Genomic DNA, 15,270 nt, shown 5'->3' on the forward strand with positions numbered 1-15,270 from the left:
AGTGTAACAAGACATGAAAATAAAGCTTTGGACATCTGAGGTCAAGTCCAAAGCTCTTAAAATTATAATCTTTTAACTTGCTCAATTTTTAATCCGAAAATTTGAGGAGGTTCAATATTGTTTATCTGCAAATAAGTGGAAATTTGTCCACGATGATGGGTTTCATGTTCTGGAATTGCCATAAGTATTCTCCAAGCACTAACATCATGACCATGAAGGGTTAAAACCTTTTTTGTCAATGCATCATTGCCAACTTTTAATAGACCCTCTGTAAGTTTAATCTGACATGCCTCTAAATAATTTGAAATATCATCAAGAGAAGCTCCCTTATCAGTATAATGTCCTGTGTATATCCACGAACCATGTTCAAATATACCTAGAAACATCAATCGAGATGATGCGATATGTCGTAATAAATCACCTGTAGAAAATTTATCTTCAGAAGGCTTCCAATCTAGTAGTTCATTAGGTATTACTTTCACATATTGCATCGTTCGTTTATTAATCCCATCTAAATATTTTACATATTCCTTTATATCATGAATCATGTTTCCACTCTCCAATTCTTTTGTCTTAAATTACTTTATATTCTTAATTGAGTGGAAATAATCCTTTAACGACACTATTAACGACTGATTTTGTTATTCAACTAAAGATGCAGGTTTGTTGAAGAAGGAAATTTTTTGTTTTAAGCGAATTAGAATTTCAGACAAGCATTACACGAATACAGGTATTGAAAATAACAGGAACATAGGAGGTATGAAATATGAGGATCAATAAAATAGATCATGTGAGTATAAACGTAAATAATCTTTCAGAGGCTAAAGCGTTTTTTCTTGATTTAGGACTTGAAGTGCAAGCGGAATGGGAATTGGAAGGAGAACAGCTGGACAGAATTGTTGGGCTTAATGATGTTAAAACGGCATGTGTAGGATTAGGGATACCAGATGGTCAGGCATGGATAGAACTAGTCAAATTTTATACGCCATCCGATGAAAAAGGTATTCAGCAACCTTTTGCAAATACGCTGGGTATTCGACATATTTGCTTTGCTGTTGAAGATATTGAAGCTATTGTTGCAAAATTGAAAAAGAGGGGCACCGAAATCTTTAGTGAGATACAGCAATTTGAAGGAAGTTATAAGTTATGCTACGTTCGTGGTCCAGAGGGAATTATTTTAGAGTTGGCGGAGAAAATCGGATAAATCTTTAAAAGTTTTTTTCTTAAACTATCGAGTGCGGTGATCCGGGTAGGATTAACCGCCTTTTTTGTAAAATTCTTTATTGCACAAACGAAGCAGGTTAGTTCAATAAGAGACCGTATTATATAGGTATTATTGTGAGGAGACCGTTGAATGAGAAAGGTACGGTTCGAATATGAAACTGAACAAAAAGTATTAAGATAATAGTAAAGGAAATATACTTTCAATAAACTTCATTCATCGCCTTTTTATATGTATTGTTCAGTTTTATCAGTATTAGTGTAAGCAATTTCTCCTTTTTTGTTCTTACAATATGCGGTGGATGAGTATAAACTAGAAAACAAAGAAAATTTAACGCAAATGGCAGCTATTATTGGACAAAGGGGGCAGGTTAGCTGGATGATGTACTGATTTATATTTAACTTCACTGGAAGAATCTGAGATACTAAATATAGGATGTTTTTTGTAAAAAATACAAATAAAGAAAATAGTTAGGGTGGGAATATGAGTTTATTTAAGAATATATTTGTTACTTTACCAATTCATATTTTGACAGGCGGAGTCTCTCTATTTTCTTACCTCATTTTCCTTAAATTTTTTGATCATCTATATTCAGTTACCACGATTTCTTTCATTCTATTTTTGTTTAATGTAATAAGTTATTTTTTATATAGCTTTTACATTTTAAGTAAATTTAATTTCAAAGTAGTTGTTAGTTCGATTTTATTTTTTTTAGCAGTAGGTTTAACACTTTGGTTAATATCCTCTTCTAGCCCTAATAATGTCATTGACAATATCTTTGGGATATATCATACAGCTGGCTATACCTCAATTATTTGGTATAGGGAATTATATATTGACCCATTCCTTGCAACATTTCATTATCATTACTCTGGTTATTTATATTCAGTTATACCATCAGCCATAATGTTTTTTTCCTATTGCTTAGGCAAATATTTTAAGAGGAAATCAGGTACCAATATTACATTAATATAAAGGAGGAATTAAACTGAGCGAACTTAAACTAATTAAGACTTACAAAAACGAGCTTCAAAATTATTCATTAGCACAGTTAAGATATATATCGGAAGAAGGGGTTTGGTCTATTGGGCAAATGTATGACCATTTAATCCTTGTTGCCCATGAGTATCTAGATAATATGGAAACATGTTCTACCTTAAATGATGAACAGGCCCTTGGGAAAACGGAGTTTGGTCAGCATTTATATAAGAATGGAGGGTTTCCACCAATAAAAATTAAATTACCGGATGAACTAAATGCTCCACCTAATAATTCAGATGGCAAAGACGATCTTATCAGCAGAATGGATCAAGTAATTCTAAGGTTAAGTCAATGGGAATCGAAAGTGGATAATATAAACCCAAATTATAAAGTCGAGCATGGAGGGTTTGGATGGTTGAATGCAAGGGAATGGTATGATTTGGTTGGTATGCATTTTCGTCATCACTTGCGTCAAAAAGATGAGTTAGAACAAAGGCTTGTTAAGTGACTGGTGTGTAAGTTGAGGATAGTTGTTTTGGCAAGGCTGTTTTCTTATTCAAGTAAAATGTACCCTATTGAGTAGACACTTAAAAAGGTCTGCCCTAGTGTACTTTATTTGTCATGATGAAGGAATAAAAGCTGGATGAGCCGAATAAGTCATAGTGATCATGGTTTTGTTGTATTCTCAAAATAAAAGAATGGAGCATTTCATTGAGAATATTTTTTCGTTTTATGGTCGACAGTCGAAAATGAAGGGTATTTTATGCTTTGAATGGCTTTTTTCGAAATTGATTGAGGATTATTGTTTATCGTCACCCGAAAATTTTGGATTTCCCTGCTATTTCGAATATGGAAAGGACCACTTGGATTTGGTTATTACCTTTTTAGGACTATAGTCAGATATTTTCTTGTCTTTTAACTTTGAAATATTACACTAAACAGTGAGGAGACTGGTTGTATGCAAGATGTAACCAAAATGTTTTTAGAACAACTCGACATGCATTGCCATGAGAATGAGTGGTTTGCATCCATGGATCAGGCGCTTCAAGGAGTCATCGCATCTGAGGCAGCTTGGACAAGTCCGGGCAGCAATTCAATTTGGCAGATTGTCAACCACTTGATATTTTGGAATGAAGACGTGATCCATCGAATTATGGGTACAGAGAATCCGCATTATCCAGAAACCAATGAGGAAACCTTTGGAAAACCGGGGGATCCAGAAGACGAAATTGGGTGGACCCAGACAGTGCAGCGCCTTAATGAAGTCATGAATAAATTAAAAACGGTCATCGCAGACCTTGACGATGAAAAGTTAAAAGCTCCGTATGCAGCTAACAGGTACTCTATTGAGCGTTTACTCAGCAATATCATGATGCACGATACGTATCATCTCGGCCAAATTGTTCTTTTGCGAAAGTTGCAATTCTCTTGGGGTGGCGTTGATTGGTCCTAAAGCACCATAATTTAGCGACCTTCCTCGCCCAGCCGAAGAAGCAGTATTGACGGTGTGCAGCCCTTTTAATTTTCTTTGTTGAAGCGGATGATTTTCCTGCTTTATGGATGGCTAAAGGGGTGTGTTAGTCAAAGAAATAGAGTGATCTTTCGCTTATTTCATTGTTCAACAGTCGGGTGCTTTTCTTAAATGAGAAGGCGTCTTTTTGCATTTACAACACATTTTGGGATTGAGTTTAATGAGATGTAAAAAAAGATTGTGAAGTCCTGTACTTTAAGTAGAGGGTTCGTTGATCAAGGAGGGATAACCGCCATTTTTTGTTGAAATCCTTTTTGAACGAGGCAGGAAAGTGGAGGGAAAAATTTAAATTCTTTTTAAATTTTTATGATAATTTAGTTGGTTTTAAATACAGCAAGGGGGATTAACAAGAACACATACATTTTATTTACAAAACTTAAATTAGTAAAATATGATTTTGAATTAATGTACTTAAACAAGCGGGTGCTTTGATCCAAGAAGGATTAAGCACTTTTTTGTTGAATTCCTTATTAAACAGGCTTGGCAGGTTAGCGGAAAAAGAAACTGAAAATAAAAGTATAATTGTTTAAAGAAAGTAATTGTGCTTCCGGTCAGAATAGATAAGTAAAGATTGATTAATAGGGAGATAGAAGATGAAAAGTAAAAAAAAAAACAGAGACGGTTTTTTTAAAGATTCCCTAATTGAGCTAGCCGGTGAAGTCGTTTGGAACATATTAATGTTTATACCAAGAATGATAATTCGCTTAATAAGTAACATTTGGTGAAGCGATTAGCCAAACTTGAGCTATGAGGGTGATTGTAAAAAGAACAATCGATTTTATACAAACGGATGCGTTGGTTCAGAAGAATTAACTGCCCTTTTTTGTTGGAAGTCTTCCTGAACAATCGCTGCAGATAGTTTTTAAAATGATGGTTGTGAAGGCTTCAAAGGACTCTGAAGAAGGAACAATGTCAAAGGATCAGATGGAGCAGATGTTTGCTGCGATGAAAAAATACAATGTAGAACTGAAGAAAGCTGGAGTTCTGGTGTCAGTCGGTGGACTCCATCCAACCTCTAAAGGCATTCGTATTACTTACCCTGTTCTGGGAGAACCACCGACCATTACAGAGGGACCTTTCGCAGAAGTCAATGAGTTGATTGCAGGATACTGGTTCATAGATGTGAAGTCTCGCGATGAAGCCAACGAGTGGGCGATGGGTGCGCCTGATCCCCATGGTCTTGGAGAAGGACAGATTGAGCTTCGCCGGGTATTCGAATAGACAAATAAGCTGAACATGGATTAACTATAATTCAATTGAAGTGTTCTAATCATTCATAAAGCTATGGTTGCTGTCTTAGAAGTGTGAAAAAACTAAAAAGTACCACAAAAAGACAAGGAGTGAAGTTATGAAATTTCTGCTCACATCTGCAGGCATTAATAACAAAAGCATACACGACGCGCTGGTTGACATGCTGGGCAAGCCGATCGCTGAATCCAACGCACTTTGCATCCCCACTGCGATGTACGGGCACCCTTGGGTTGGCCCCGGCGTCAAAACCTGGCAGTTCATTAGTGGAAAATCTGAGAATCCCATGGTCGACCTGGGTTGGAAGTCCGTCGGCGTGCTGGAGCTCACAGCGCTGCCAAGCATCGACGAAACCCGCTGGATACCGCTGGTTCAGGAGACGGATGTACTGCTTGTGTCGGGCGGCGACGCTCTTTACTTGTGCCACTGGATGCGTCAATCCGGGCTGGCAGACCTCTTGCCGTCCCTGAACTTAGTCTATGTGGGAATGAGTGCTGGGAGCATGGTGATGGCACCTAACATCGGGGAATACTTCGTTGGCTGGACTCCTCCAGGCGGTGGTGATGAAACACTGAGACTGGTTGATTTTTCAATCTTTCCGCACCTAGATCACGAGATGCTGCCGGGAAACACCATGGCTGCCGCAGAGAGATGGGCAGCCGGGATGCAGGGACCTGCGTATGCGATTGACGATCAAACTGCAATCAAAGTGATCGCCGGAGCGGTAGAAGTTGTATCTGAAGGAAATTGGAAACTATTTACACTTTGATCACACTATACGCTAGTTTCTTATGTATATCTTATGGGAAAGTGGGATAGTTTGTAAATTTATAGAAACTTAATGGCGCGATTCTTCAATATAGAAGAATCGTTTTTTCTTATTCCACTGAAGGGAGCGATAATCCAAGAAGGATAGCGTTTCTTTATGTTGAACTTAGTGAAGTAACGGTGCAGGTTAGTGTAAGAAGAGCATTTACCATTTTGGGTTTATTATCATTGACAGATAATTTCACCGTATAAGGGAGGAGATTGGTAATGATTCAGTATATTAATTACTTGAAATCAAATGAGAAGGCATTGGTCCCAAAATTGGAGTTTCTCCTTGCAAAGTATAAAGTACAACCCGTTGGTAGCGGTTATTTTGATTGTATTGTTATGAAGGCAAACCTTGAAATGTTTATTAAAGAAATAACAGATTTAGGGATACTTATAACCGAAACTTCTTGATGGTGTGATGTAAATTACTCTGATAATGGAGATAAAGAATGTCCACACGGTTTAGGAGGCCCAGAGTCTGAACATTATGAAGGTTGGTTTAGCGAATTGCAGAATAAGGTTTTTTCAGTAGATAATGAAAAAATAAGTTCGATAATGGCTTCATATGATAAGGACTTAATTTATACAATAAATATGCAAACATTAGAAGGCATAAAAACAATGCTAAAAACCCCTTTCAAATACATTCCTACATATTATATCGATAGTAATAAGTGTGTAATGCCAGGTTTATGGTTGCTAGTTCCAGATGATTGGAAGCGATGTTAACAGAGGATTTTTTGTTATTGAGCTAACGATACAGGTAGTTTAATAAATAGGAAGGGAAAAGGGATATGAAAAGGGAATTACTTGATAAACCATACTATATAAAGGAGAGGTAGTTTATGAGTAATTCATTTATTGAACAAGTACATTATATTAGAATTCCGGTAAAAAATTTAGAGCAGTCTGCACAATGGTATAGAGATATATTAGGGCTTCAATTATTAACCATTACTGAGGACCCTTTTGCTATTATAAAAGTTAATGAGGGCCCTTTTTTACTCATCTTAGTTCCTACTGAAGATGATACATTTGCACATTTTACAATTGGTAATGTCCCAGCCTTTAGCATTGGTTTTACAAGTCCAGAATTATCTAAATTTCATACACACCTTATTGAAAATGGTGTTAAGGTTGAGGATATAAAAGAGGATAATGGACATGCTTTTTTTCACTTTTTTGATTTAAATGGCAATAAACTTCAAGTACACTGGTAAGAAATATATAGATAATATTCAGTGGAGGTCACACTTAAACTAAAAGGGGCATTCTTTAATTAAGAATGCTTTTTTCTTCTTGAAGTAAAGGAGCAGGATAGTTGAAGAAGGAGTTTACTTTAAATTGCTGAATTAATATAAAAAGTAGATATATAACTGAGAACAAGGGAGACTTTGGATGTCTAATAAAGGATTAAAGGTTGCAATTGAATATGGAAAAAAGCTCCGTCAATTTGAGGATATTATAGAAGCAGAGACCTTTTTTATTAATTATAAAGCTGAGTTATTAAAACAGCTCGAATTCGTTAGCCGAGATTTCGGTATTTTCAAAGCTGATTATAAAGTTGAAAGCTTAAAAAGCTTAGAAAAATGGTACTTTGAGCTATACGAAAAGAATGAATTTATAAAGGTTGGATTAGATAGAAATGAATTTGAAATAGTAATGGCAATATATTTTGGAGAAGTAGTTGTACAAAATAAGAAAGATGCAAAATGGGAAGTAGAGGAATATCCTTTTGTCCCTGTATCATACACTTTTGGGGTAAATGAGGGAATGGGGAGAATATCTTTAGATAGTGGGTTTACAGACCATTATAAGGAACCAAGTAATAAAAGAAGAAACTCTTTGTTTAGAAGGTACAATCATCTCTTTGGCAATTAAAGAGTGCATTGATCCATAAAGGATTAGGCACCTTTTTTGTTGAATTCCTTATTGAACAAACCTGGCAGGTTAGTTAAATAAGGAATTAATAAATGAAATATTTAGACCAGACAAAGGGGATGGTTTTGGTGGAGCTTAAAGTGTTTATTCAATTCCTAAATAAATTAGAAGACAGTAATATATTTTATAAGTTAACTAAAGTTAGAATGAAGCTATTATGGTTGAAATGACTGTACCGGGGCAGCGTTGGGAAGTAGAATTTATGGAAGATGGTACAGTAGAAATTGAGAAGTTTATAAGTGATAGCTGCTACTATGATGTTAAAGAATTAGAAACATTATTTAAAGATTTCAGTGATTAGTTTGACGTTAAACGGGTGCGTTGATCCAAGAAGGATTGGCGGCCTTTTTTGTTGAATTCCTTATTGAACAAACGATGCAGGTTAGTGGAAGAACGAGTGAAATAATATTTAAAAAGTCACTTGAGAATGCGAGGAAAGAGAATGTATTTTTCAAAACTATGCTATGAGGGATTATGCAAAGTAGAGGGTAAATCTATAAACTTTGGTGGAGATATATTCTTTTCACTGGAGCAGATCAAACATTTGCCAAGTATTATAAAAAAGCTAAACTTTACGGGTGATGATTTAGGCATTTTTCCATATTACGTAGCAAATAATCAAATGATGGATGTTTACTGGTGTTCTTTATCCATAAGAAATGTTGAATTCGTTCAAGATAAAGAAAATGTGATTCTTTCAGAAACAGGGAAAAAACATATAAATCAAGTACCTAAAGATATTATAGAACTATGGGATAACACATATTATGAAGTCCAAAATGGGGATATTGATAAACTTATCGATTATCTAGATCGTTATATCAGTTGGATGGAAAAACGCGAAATAATTACTTTAGAAGAATGCAGAGGGGACAATATTATTCTAAATGAAGAGGGGATATTCTTCGAAATAATGGATTAATGTTAAGTAAAACGCGTGAGATATAAGGGGGATTAAAGTTTTTTATATAACTTACTTATTAAACAAACGGGCAGGTTAGTTGAAGAAGGATTTGAAAGATAACTAACGATAAGTGGGGATTTAATGAAAAGTTTTAAAGCGTTTTTATACTACTTTGTATTGTTTGGATTATTCGGATTAACAAATACATTTTCCAGAGAAAGTAAAATTTTCGATAAACCTTTCAGTGCTTTAGACTCTATAGATGTTTACAGGGTAATTATGCAATTTTAATTCAACTAATTTGTTTGTTTTTGATTTATGATACTTCTTCAAGATTTAAGGAACTTTCTAAATTAAATAGGAGTGCTTTAATTTTATTTGCAATAATTATTTCAATCGTATACTTCTTATTCCTGATTGGCGTTTTTCTTTAATAACTAATAATCTTACTTAATAAACGAAGCAAGATAGTTGAAGAAGGTTTGCCACTTAACACCATTGATATTGTTATGATTTTATCTATACAATGAAGAAAAACACACTTTGAGAGAGTGAAAAACTTGAAACATAATCCACTTACAATCTTGTCGTTAGTTAGTAGTATATTGGTTATTTTAGTTGCGTTTTTTCAATGGAAGTTAATTGATATAATAACTGAATTTTTAATATTACCCGTTTGGTTACTGGTGTTCGGATTTTTTATTGTCATTACAGTAAGGACAATTATCAACTTATTTAAAAATAAGGAATGGACGCCGTTTAGCATCCAGTTATTAACCTTCTTATTTTGGCTGCTCTTCCCTTTTACACAGGTTATGTTAGATTTGGATTTCAAAATGAATAAGGCTCAAAGAGAAGAAATCGTTGGAATGGTGGAAAATGGTGCTCTTAAACCGAATGTTTCACACAATTCATCACTTATCCTATTACCTGAAAAATACGCCCGACTATCTAAAGGGGGTGGAGAAATTGTTATTGAAAAAAACGGTAACTTGGTTTTATTCTTCACATACCGTGGAATGTTAGATAATTTCTCTGGTTTCGTGTATTCGCCAAATGATAAAAAGCCAAGTAAACGTGACTTTGATGGAGATTTTAAACAAATAGAAAAGTTAGATGAAAATTGGTATTTTGTAGGTTCTTCTTAAACTAACGGGTGCTTTGATCCAGGAAGGATTAAGCACCTTTTTTGTTGAATTCCTTATTAACGAAACGAAGCAGGTTAGTTGAACAAGAGACATTCAAAAAAACCGCAAATAATTTGCGGCTCACAACTGGCAATTTGTTTTTGACTTATACCCATATAAATAATGAAAAAATCACACTCATTGACTGGGGAAAGTATCCATTAATTTAAATAAAAAAGACCGCCTAGGCGGTCAAGGAACTATCTATTGTTGGTTGGAGTATTGTTAGAATATGTGTGTATATAACAGTTTGACTGGGTTTTTGAGCAAGTTTTTTTTGTGTTAAAATTGGTTGAACCTTGCCCCAGTTTTAAATTATCTCCTTTGAAAACTTGTCATAAACATTATTTAAGTCCTTATTTTTTTTGGTGCGTTAATCCTCTATTGAGCTAACGGTGCAGGTTAGTGCAATATGAATGACCAATTTTTATCTAAAGTTATAAAGGAGTGTTTTCTGATAAACTAAATTGAATCAAAAACCCTAAGAACATTGATTGGAACTATCACGAAGAACAAGCAAATATTAAATGGTTAGGTGAGAATACGGGTTATAATTAATGATCACAAATTAAGAGTATCTAATGAAACTTTTGATTATCGAAGATAGTAAGTAATTCATATTCAACAAACGGTGCTTTAATAAAAGATGGGGGCTAATTTATGAAAATTGAAGTGAAAGATGACGACAAGGTAATAATTAATGACTTTGAATTTTATGGTCATATTGACAAAAATCACAGCTGTTCTGATTGCAAATTTTATTTAGTATACTATGAAGATTTTGATGCTTATTTTTGCCCTCAATGTAATAACTGGACTGAATCCCAATGCAGTGACCCTGATTGTACATGCTGCCCTAATCGCCCTGAAAAACCTTTACCACACAAACAATGCTTTCACTAATAGGGGCGTTGATCCAGGAAGGATTAGCGGCCTTTTTTGTTGAATTCCTTATTCAACAAACGGGGCAGGTTAGCTCAATAAGACAGGAATAAATTCCGATATATCTAATAAAAGTTTCAAAGGTAGAAATCAAATGCCAAGTAAGGATTTTAAAGAAGTTGGAGTAGATAGTCAATTAGTGATTGTCCATTTTGATCAAGTGGTGCAGTATACCTGAACAAGGAAAATCCTACTGTCTCATTGAAGTAAAAAAGCAACAAATGAAATAGTCAGGGGGTGGGGGAATTGAAAAAGTTGGCAACAATTATTATAAGCGGCATATCAAATTTTATTATTTATTGGGCATTGCTAATAATTGCGCCATTTTTAGTTCTTGACCTGTTTATGGATGTAGATGAAGATAAAGCAATGGTTATCTATATGTTTCTGGGGCTAACGGGCGTTCCGCTAGTGGCGGCCTGGCTGTCAGGTGTTACGACAAAAAGAATCGATAAACTTAATCGCCAGAAAAAATTTATAATACTCTCGGTACAATCTTTATTAGCAATATCTATATTCATCTTTTTATTTAAAGGTTAAGTGAATACTTATTTATATTCACTTTTTTTAAGGTGAATTCCTTATTAAACAAACGGGGCAGGTTTGTTGAAATACGCTTAGCATTCTCACTGAACTCATAGGTATCAATGGATACTCGACCTTGCCGTTTACATTCTTGACATTCATAGTTATCACTAGTTGCTTCCATTCGCCACTATCATAGAACTTACGCTTTTGCTCTTTGGTTTTATACTCAGCCATGCCTATATCACTACCAAGAACCCCACAGGAATTACATTGTGCATATACGGATAATAATTTGTTTTCAGCGAAGAGTTTGTTAGTCTCCATGATATCCCCACATCTTGGACATTCCTTGCTATTCTCGATTTCTTCAATTCTTCTGCTAAAGCTCCAGCATGTTTCGCGACAGCTTTTAATTTAGCAATCGACTTCTTATCAAAGACAATTTCAATTGTTGGCTTCATCTTCTCCTCACAGCTCCTCTCATTGGTTTGATTTTCTTATTGGTTTTTATTGCTTCAAAAATAAAAAGTTAATTACTGCATTAAAAGTATCTATTAATTAGTCAATGCTATAGTCTTAGAACCAGAGGGAATTAGATTATGCTGTTACAAACTAGAGGAGAATGTTCATTGGAACTCGATGAAATAGAAAGAGATCTTTTTCTAAATGAACTCAGAAAGTTAGATGAAGAGTTCAAAAGGTGTGAAGATAAATACCTGAAAGATTTAATTTTTGAACATATGCTCCTGATAGTTATGGTACTAACCGAAAAATAAGTAGACAGCTAATCTAATTCCTTCGTCTTCTCACAGCTCCTCTCACTCGCTTGTAAGTATCCCTGTTCTTCCCCATGCTTTCTTCCCAATCTTTCTTGGTCATTTGATTTGGAGGCTTCTCTCTCCTGGGGCCAATTCGGTTAAGCTGTTGTTGTTCTTTGGTTAGACAATCGGCTATTTTCATTTCTCTCACCCTTTTATTTCATATATCTTCACTTATCTCTGCTGCAATTGGTTTTTAAGGTAGGTAATGTCAATATGGCAACGATGGGATTTAGCGGCTGACTACGCAAAAATGCTTGCAGAAATTGGTTTGTTAGCTGAAGATGGTATGAATCTTTTAATAGAAAATGAGTGGTAAGTAATTGCAGATACAGACTATGACACTATTGAAGAGGCAAAAGAAAGTGCACGTCTTTTTAAGAACTTAAAACCAGGAGACTGGATTTTTTCACTAAAGGGTAAGGTAAGCTCAACAAAAATTAGTAAAACAGAGTTGTTAAAAAACTGAAACTCCACAATTAACACTGTTTATTATTGGTATAATTGGAAAATGTGCGAGTGAGTGAGGATTATTATGGAATTTCAGTTTGCTTGTCATCATTGTGGCGTTAGGGGGATGTTCAAGTTCTCCTAAGGCAAAAGGCGTTGGATATCAAATAGTAGACAAGACTCACTCTGCGGAAAAGGAAGGATTGTAATTATGTATCAAGGAAAGTTACGAAAACTAACGATTGTGTTGTTAACATTATATACAGCTTTAATCCTCTATTTCTTGTATCTTGGTTTCAATAGAGGTCCCCTAGGGCAAGACTCTAGCTTACGATTTAACCCAATACCTGGAGCGATTCAATTGCATTATCCAATGGGAAGAGACTTTCAAAATTGGTTTTTTCAGTTCGGGAATTTTGTAGCGTTCATACCTTTTGGGATTATCATTCCACTCCTGTTTCAATGTAGTTTTAGACGTTTTATACCCTTTTTTATTTTGTCTATAACAATACTTGAAACTCTACAAATGTTTTCTGGTTTAGGAGCTTTTGATATAGACGATATCATAATTAATTTATTTGGTGCTTCGGTAGGATTTGCGGCACAGCGAATAGTCACCGGTGACCGAGATAAACCAAAAGGGATTTTCAAAATATTCATAATGGCTATTGTACTTGCCCTTTGTACAATTATAATTATTGGCGGTATCAATAATTATCTAGAAAAAGGGAGAGGTGAAACCGCAGCTCTGAATGAACTGACCTTAAAAGATGGGTCTGTACAGTGGGATGAAAGCTTGTCCAGCTTTACAGTAGACCGAAAAGAGGTTACGCCTCAAATAAATCTGTATAGTAGGAATAATACGAAAAACAATGAATTCACGTATTACTTAGATGGCAAATATAAAAACATAACAGGCTATGTCGCCATACCGGACGATGTAATTAACGCTGCAAGAACAGAAGGTAGTGACATAGAATTCATCAGTGGCGGAACAGTCATTTATTCGTTAGGGTTATCAATCACAGGCGAGGAGGATTTTCAAATCCCTTTAGATGGCGTAACTGACCTTACCATAAAAGTAATTAACAAAGACCCAAACCCAATTACAAATGCTGTGATGTGGGATATTACTCTTACAGAGGTAAACACAGGACAAAAAGTTATAAACAATATAAGAGAAAAAATAAGAGCATTATTCTAACAAAAACCTCAACAAAGAAACGAAAATAAGCTACATACGAGAGGGGTACCTTATTTTCGTTGTTGTATTGTGATTAATTTCTTAAACTAACGGGTGCTTTAGTTTAAGATGACCATATGACAAAACCAAAAAACGCTTAACAATGACGTTAAGCGTTCTTTATTCCTTCTATTAATTTTTAGCAATGTTGCGGGTTAAAATGTACCGTAATTTGCAGGCTTACATAAGGGTCTATTAGACTGCAAAATGAAACGCAAATTCTATAACAAAAAATAAGATTTTGGCAAAATCATTTTGCCTCTATATAAAAAATAGACCATCAAATTTAATTACATTTCGATGGTCTATTTGCCGGACATATATTAAATTTGTGACTAGTAACAGAATCTGCCACAATAAATTGCTGCTTCTTTCAGTATTATAGGGTATGAATTAATCGATCATTATTTTTCAGCCAATCCGCGATTCGTTCATAACCATTCCTGGCATCATTATAGCCGAGCTCGTACAGTTGAGTCAGTTTGACTGGATTGCGTTCTGCCCTGCCGATATTCATGCTAACGGATGGCCTTATGACAAAAAGCTCTTCCTTTTCTTCTAGCTCCTCGATAAAGTCGAGAGTCTCGTTATATAGCTGATACCGAGTTGTTAGAGCTGTAATTAAACCAGGATATTGTTTAAAAGCGTATTTTGGCACCCATGAGAACGAGGACTTCTTTTTTCTGTATCCTTTTGGTTTGGTAAGGACAATCACATTTTTTTCAACTTGATCACTTAGGGCTTTCCGGATTGGAATCGGGTCGGCAATCCCTCCGTCCATCAGTGTCCTCCCTTGAAACTCAATTGCTGGAGCCATAAATGGAAGGGTGCTGGAGGCTCTGATCAGCTTGAGAACATCCTCAGGGTAATCATTCTTTTCAAAGTAAACGGGTTCTCCTGTCATGCAATCCGTAGTTCCGATGAGGAACTTGTCTGTTGAACTGTTAAAGGTGGTAAAGTCAAAGGGAACAAGCTCATTAGGAAGCCTGTCAAAAATAAAATCCATTCCGAACAGTTCCTTTTTTAGGAACAGGTTACGGTAGGAAATGTATTCAGGATGTCTCACAAAATCGATAGTAACCTGTCGATTACGTCCATGCTGCCTCGATACGTACGACGATCCCTGGCACGCACCAGCCGACACGCCTATAATATACGGAAAAAATAATTCTTTTTCCAAAAAATAATCCAAAACACCGGCAGTATAGACCCCGCGCATGCCACCGCCTTCTAGAACTAGACCACTTTTATACATGCTCAATCCCCCCAAAAAAACAAAATCTCCATTATTTGTATACGAATAGATTGAATAAAGAATAGTCTACCACACATGGATGACCAAAGGGAGAAGAATGCTCAAGAAGAAGCTGGCTAAACAAAAAATCAACGAGTGAAAATTGAGATCAGGGGCCGCTTTTTTAGTCATGCTTAAATATTTCATCGGAATTCAATATCAGCA

General features: G+C 35.3%; 18 protein-coding genes and 1 pseudogene. 15 read left to right on the forward strand and 4 right to left on the reverse strand.

Features of this window, described 5'->3' with window-relative positions; translation table 11 throughout:
- Window positions 1–62: 62 nt before the first annotated feature.
- Window positions 63–548, reverse strand: coding sequence for a DinB family protein (locus AABM38_RS10655; protein ID WP_423410351.1), 486 nt, complete (start codon window positions 546–548; stop codon window positions 63–65).
- A gap of 218 nt (window positions 549–766) precedes the next feature.
- Between AABM38_RS10655 and AABM38_RS10660 the strand changes: the two genes are divergently transcribed.
- The 13 genes from AABM38_RS10660 (at window position 767) to AABM38_RS10720 (ending at window position 11,312) form a co-directional block, all read left to right on the forward strand.
- Entirely contained in the window at window positions 767–1,204 is a 438-nt protein-coding gene (locus AABM38_RS10660; RefSeq protein ID WP_423410352.1) for a VOC family protein, read from the forward strand.
- 1,102 nt (window positions 1,205–2,306) lie between these two features.
- Window positions 2,307–2,711, forward strand: coding sequence for a DinB family protein (locus AABM38_RS10665; protein ID WP_423410711.1), 405 nt, complete (start codon window positions 2,307–2,309; stop codon window positions 2,709–2,711).
- Between the two features lie 450 nt (window positions 2,712–3,161).
- The gene (locus tag AABM38_RS10670) at window positions 3,162–3,656 is read left to right on the forward strand and encodes a DinB family protein (RefSeq protein ID WP_423410353.1); all 495 of its coding nucleotides are present in this window, start codon (window positions 3,162–3,164) and stop codon (window positions 3,654–3,656) included.
- Between the two features lie 945 nt (window positions 3,657–4,601).
- Window positions 4,602–4,955 (forward strand): YciI family protein, encoded by a 354-nt coding sequence (locus AABM38_RS10675; protein ID WP_423410354.1) that lies wholly within the window; start codon window positions 4,602–4,604, stop codon window positions 4,953–4,955.
- Between the two features lie 127 nt (window positions 4,956–5,082).
- Window positions 5,083–5,751 carry a Type 1 glutamine amidotransferase-like domain-containing protein gene (locus AABM38_RS10680; protein WP_423410355.1) on the forward strand — a complete coding sequence of 223 codons (669 nt, stop codon included), beginning with the start codon at window positions 5,083–5,085 and terminating at the stop codon, window positions 5,749–5,751.
- A 266-nt stretch (window positions 5,752–6,017) separates the two neighbouring features.
- Window positions 6,018–6,209, forward strand: a complete 192-nt coding sequence (locus tag AABM38_RS10685) for a hypothetical protein (RefSeq protein WP_423410356.1) — start codon at window positions 6,018–6,020, stop codon at window positions 6,207–6,209.
- 434 nt (window positions 6,210–6,643) lie between these two features.
- Window positions 6,644–7,018 carry a VOC family protein gene (locus tag AABM38_RS10690; RefSeq protein ID WP_335431944.1) on the forward strand — a complete coding sequence of 125 codons (375 nt, stop codon included), beginning with the start codon at window positions 6,644–6,646 and terminating at the stop codon, window positions 7,016–7,018.
- 178 nt (window positions 7,019–7,196) lie between these two features.
- Window positions 7,197–7,679, forward strand: coding sequence for a hypothetical protein (locus tag AABM38_RS10695; protein WP_423410357.1), 483 nt, complete (start codon window positions 7,197–7,199; stop codon window positions 7,677–7,679).
- Between the two features lie 217 nt (window positions 7,680–7,896).
- A complete protein-coding gene (locus AABM38_RS10700) occupies window positions 7,897–8,040 on the forward strand; it encodes a hypothetical protein (RefSeq protein ID WP_423410358.1) in 144 nt (47 codons plus the stop codon).
- A 141-nt stretch (window positions 8,041–8,181) separates the two neighbouring features.
- On the forward strand, window positions 8,182–8,661 hold the full coding sequence (locus AABM38_RS10705) for a hypothetical protein (protein WP_423410359.1): 480 nt from the start codon (window positions 8,182–8,184) through the stop codon (window positions 8,659–8,661).
- A gap of 542 nt (window positions 8,662–9,203) precedes the next feature.
- Complete coding sequence (locus AABM38_RS10710; RefSeq protein WP_423410360.1) at window positions 9,204–9,791, forward strand: hypothetical protein; 588 nt, start codon at window positions 9,204–9,206, stop codon at window positions 9,789–9,791.
- A gap of 699 nt (window positions 9,792–10,490) precedes the next feature.
- Window positions 10,491–10,733: a hypothetical protein gene (locus AABM38_RS10715; RefSeq protein ID WP_423410361.1), complete on the forward strand. Its 243-nt coding sequence runs from the start codon at window positions 10,491–10,493 to the stop codon at window positions 10,731–10,733.
- Window positions 10,734–11,018: 285 nt separating this feature from the next.
- Window positions 11,019–11,312, forward strand: coding sequence for a hypothetical protein (locus AABM38_RS10720; protein ID WP_423410362.1), 294 nt, complete (start codon window positions 11,019–11,021; stop codon window positions 11,310–11,312).
- 73 nt (window positions 11,313–11,385) lie between these two features.
- Here AABM38_RS10720 and AABM38_RS10725 read toward each other — a convergent pair.
- Window positions 11,386–11,534: pseudogene (locus AABM38_RS10725) on the reverse strand (HNH endonuclease); the annotation flags it as partial.
- 2 nt (window positions 11,535–11,536) lie between these two features.
- Window positions 11,537–11,761 carry a hypothetical protein gene (locus tag AABM38_RS10730; RefSeq protein WP_423410835.1) on the reverse strand — a complete coding sequence of 75 codons (225 nt, stop codon included), beginning with the start codon at window positions 11,759–11,761 and terminating at the stop codon, window positions 11,537–11,539.
- A gap of 168 nt (window positions 11,762–11,929) precedes the next feature.
- On the opposite strand from AABM38_RS10730, the gene AABM38_RS10735 reads away from it, so the two are divergent.
- Together AABM38_RS10735 and AABM38_RS10740 are read left to right on the forward strand one after the other, a co-directional pair.
- A complete protein-coding gene (locus AABM38_RS10735; RefSeq protein ID WP_423410363.1) occupies window positions 11,930–12,076 on the forward strand; it encodes a hypothetical protein in 147 nt (48 codons plus the stop codon).
- A gap of 703 nt (window positions 12,077–12,779) precedes the next feature.
- A complete protein-coding gene (locus AABM38_RS10740) occupies window positions 12,780–13,772 on the forward strand; it encodes a VanZ family protein (protein ID WP_423410364.1) in 993 nt (330 codons plus the stop codon).
- Between the two features lie 418 nt (window positions 13,773–14,190).
- Here AABM38_RS10740 and AABM38_RS10745 read toward each other — a convergent pair whose 3' ends face one another.
- Window positions 14,191–15,066, reverse strand: a complete 876-nt coding sequence (locus AABM38_RS10745) for a patatin-like phospholipase family protein (RefSeq protein WP_423410365.1) — start codon at window positions 15,064–15,066, stop codon at window positions 14,191–14,193.
- Window positions 15,067–15,270: the final 204 nt, after the last annotated feature.

The organism is Heyndrickxia sp. MSNUG, assembly GCF_049532715.1.
Classification (GTDB): Bacteria; Bacillota; Bacilli; order Bacillales; family Cytobacillaceae; genus Mesobacillus.

Bases quoted from the DNA above. Each gene is read 5' to 3' on its own strand.
- AABM38_RS10705 (WP_423410359.1), top strand. From the start codon at position 8,182: ATGTATTTTTCAAAACTATGCTATGAGGGATTATGCAAAGTAGAGGGT.
- AABM38_RS10690 (WP_335431944.1), top strand. From the start codon at position 6,644: ATGAGTAATTCATTTATTGAACAAGTACATTATATTAGAATTCCGGTA.
- AABM38_RS10700 (WP_423410358.1), top strand. From the start codon at position 7,897: ATGGTTGAAATGACTGTACCGGGGCAGCGTTGGGAAGTAGAATTTATG.
- AABM38_RS10680 (WP_423410355.1), top strand. From the start codon at position 5,083: ATGAAATTTCTGCTCACATCTGCAGGCATTAATAACAAAAGCATACAC.
- AABM38_RS10740 (WP_423410364.1), top strand. From the start codon at position 12,780: ATGTATCAAGGAAAGTTACGAAAACTAACGATTGTGTTGTTAACATTA.
- AABM38_RS10745 (WP_423410365.1), bottom strand. From the start codon at position 15,066: ATGTATAAAAGTGGTCTAGTTCTAGAAGGCGGTGGCATGCGCGGGGTC.
- AABM38_RS10660 (WP_423410352.1), top strand. From the start codon at position 767: ATGAGGATCAATAAAATAGATCATGTGAGTATAAACGTAAATAATCTT.
- AABM38_RS10655 (WP_423410351.1), bottom strand. From the start codon at position 548: ATGATTCATGATATAAAGGAATATGTAAAATATTTAGATGGGATTAAT.
- AABM38_RS10715 (WP_423410361.1), top strand. From the start codon at position 10,491: ATGAAAATTGAAGTGAAAGATGACGACAAGGTAATAATTAATGACTTT.
- AABM38_RS10675 (WP_423410354.1), top strand. From the start codon at position 4,602: ATGATGGTTGTGAAGGCTTCAAAGGACTCTGAAGAAGGAACAATGTCA.
- AABM38_RS10685 (WP_423410356.1), top strand. From the start codon at position 6,018: ATGATTCAGTATATTAATTACTTGAAATCAAATGAGAAGGCATTGGTC.
- AABM38_RS10670 (WP_423410353.1), top strand. From the start codon at position 3,162: ATGCAAGATGTAACCAAAATGTTTTTAGAACAACTCGACATGCATTGC.
- AABM38_RS10695 (WP_423410357.1), top strand. From the start codon at position 7,197: ATGTCTAATAAAGGATTAAAGGTTGCAATTGAATATGGAAAAAAGCTC.
- AABM38_RS10730 (WP_423410835.1), bottom strand. From the start codon at position 11,761: ATGAAGCCAACAATTGAAATTGTCTTTGATAAGAAGTCGATTGCTAAA.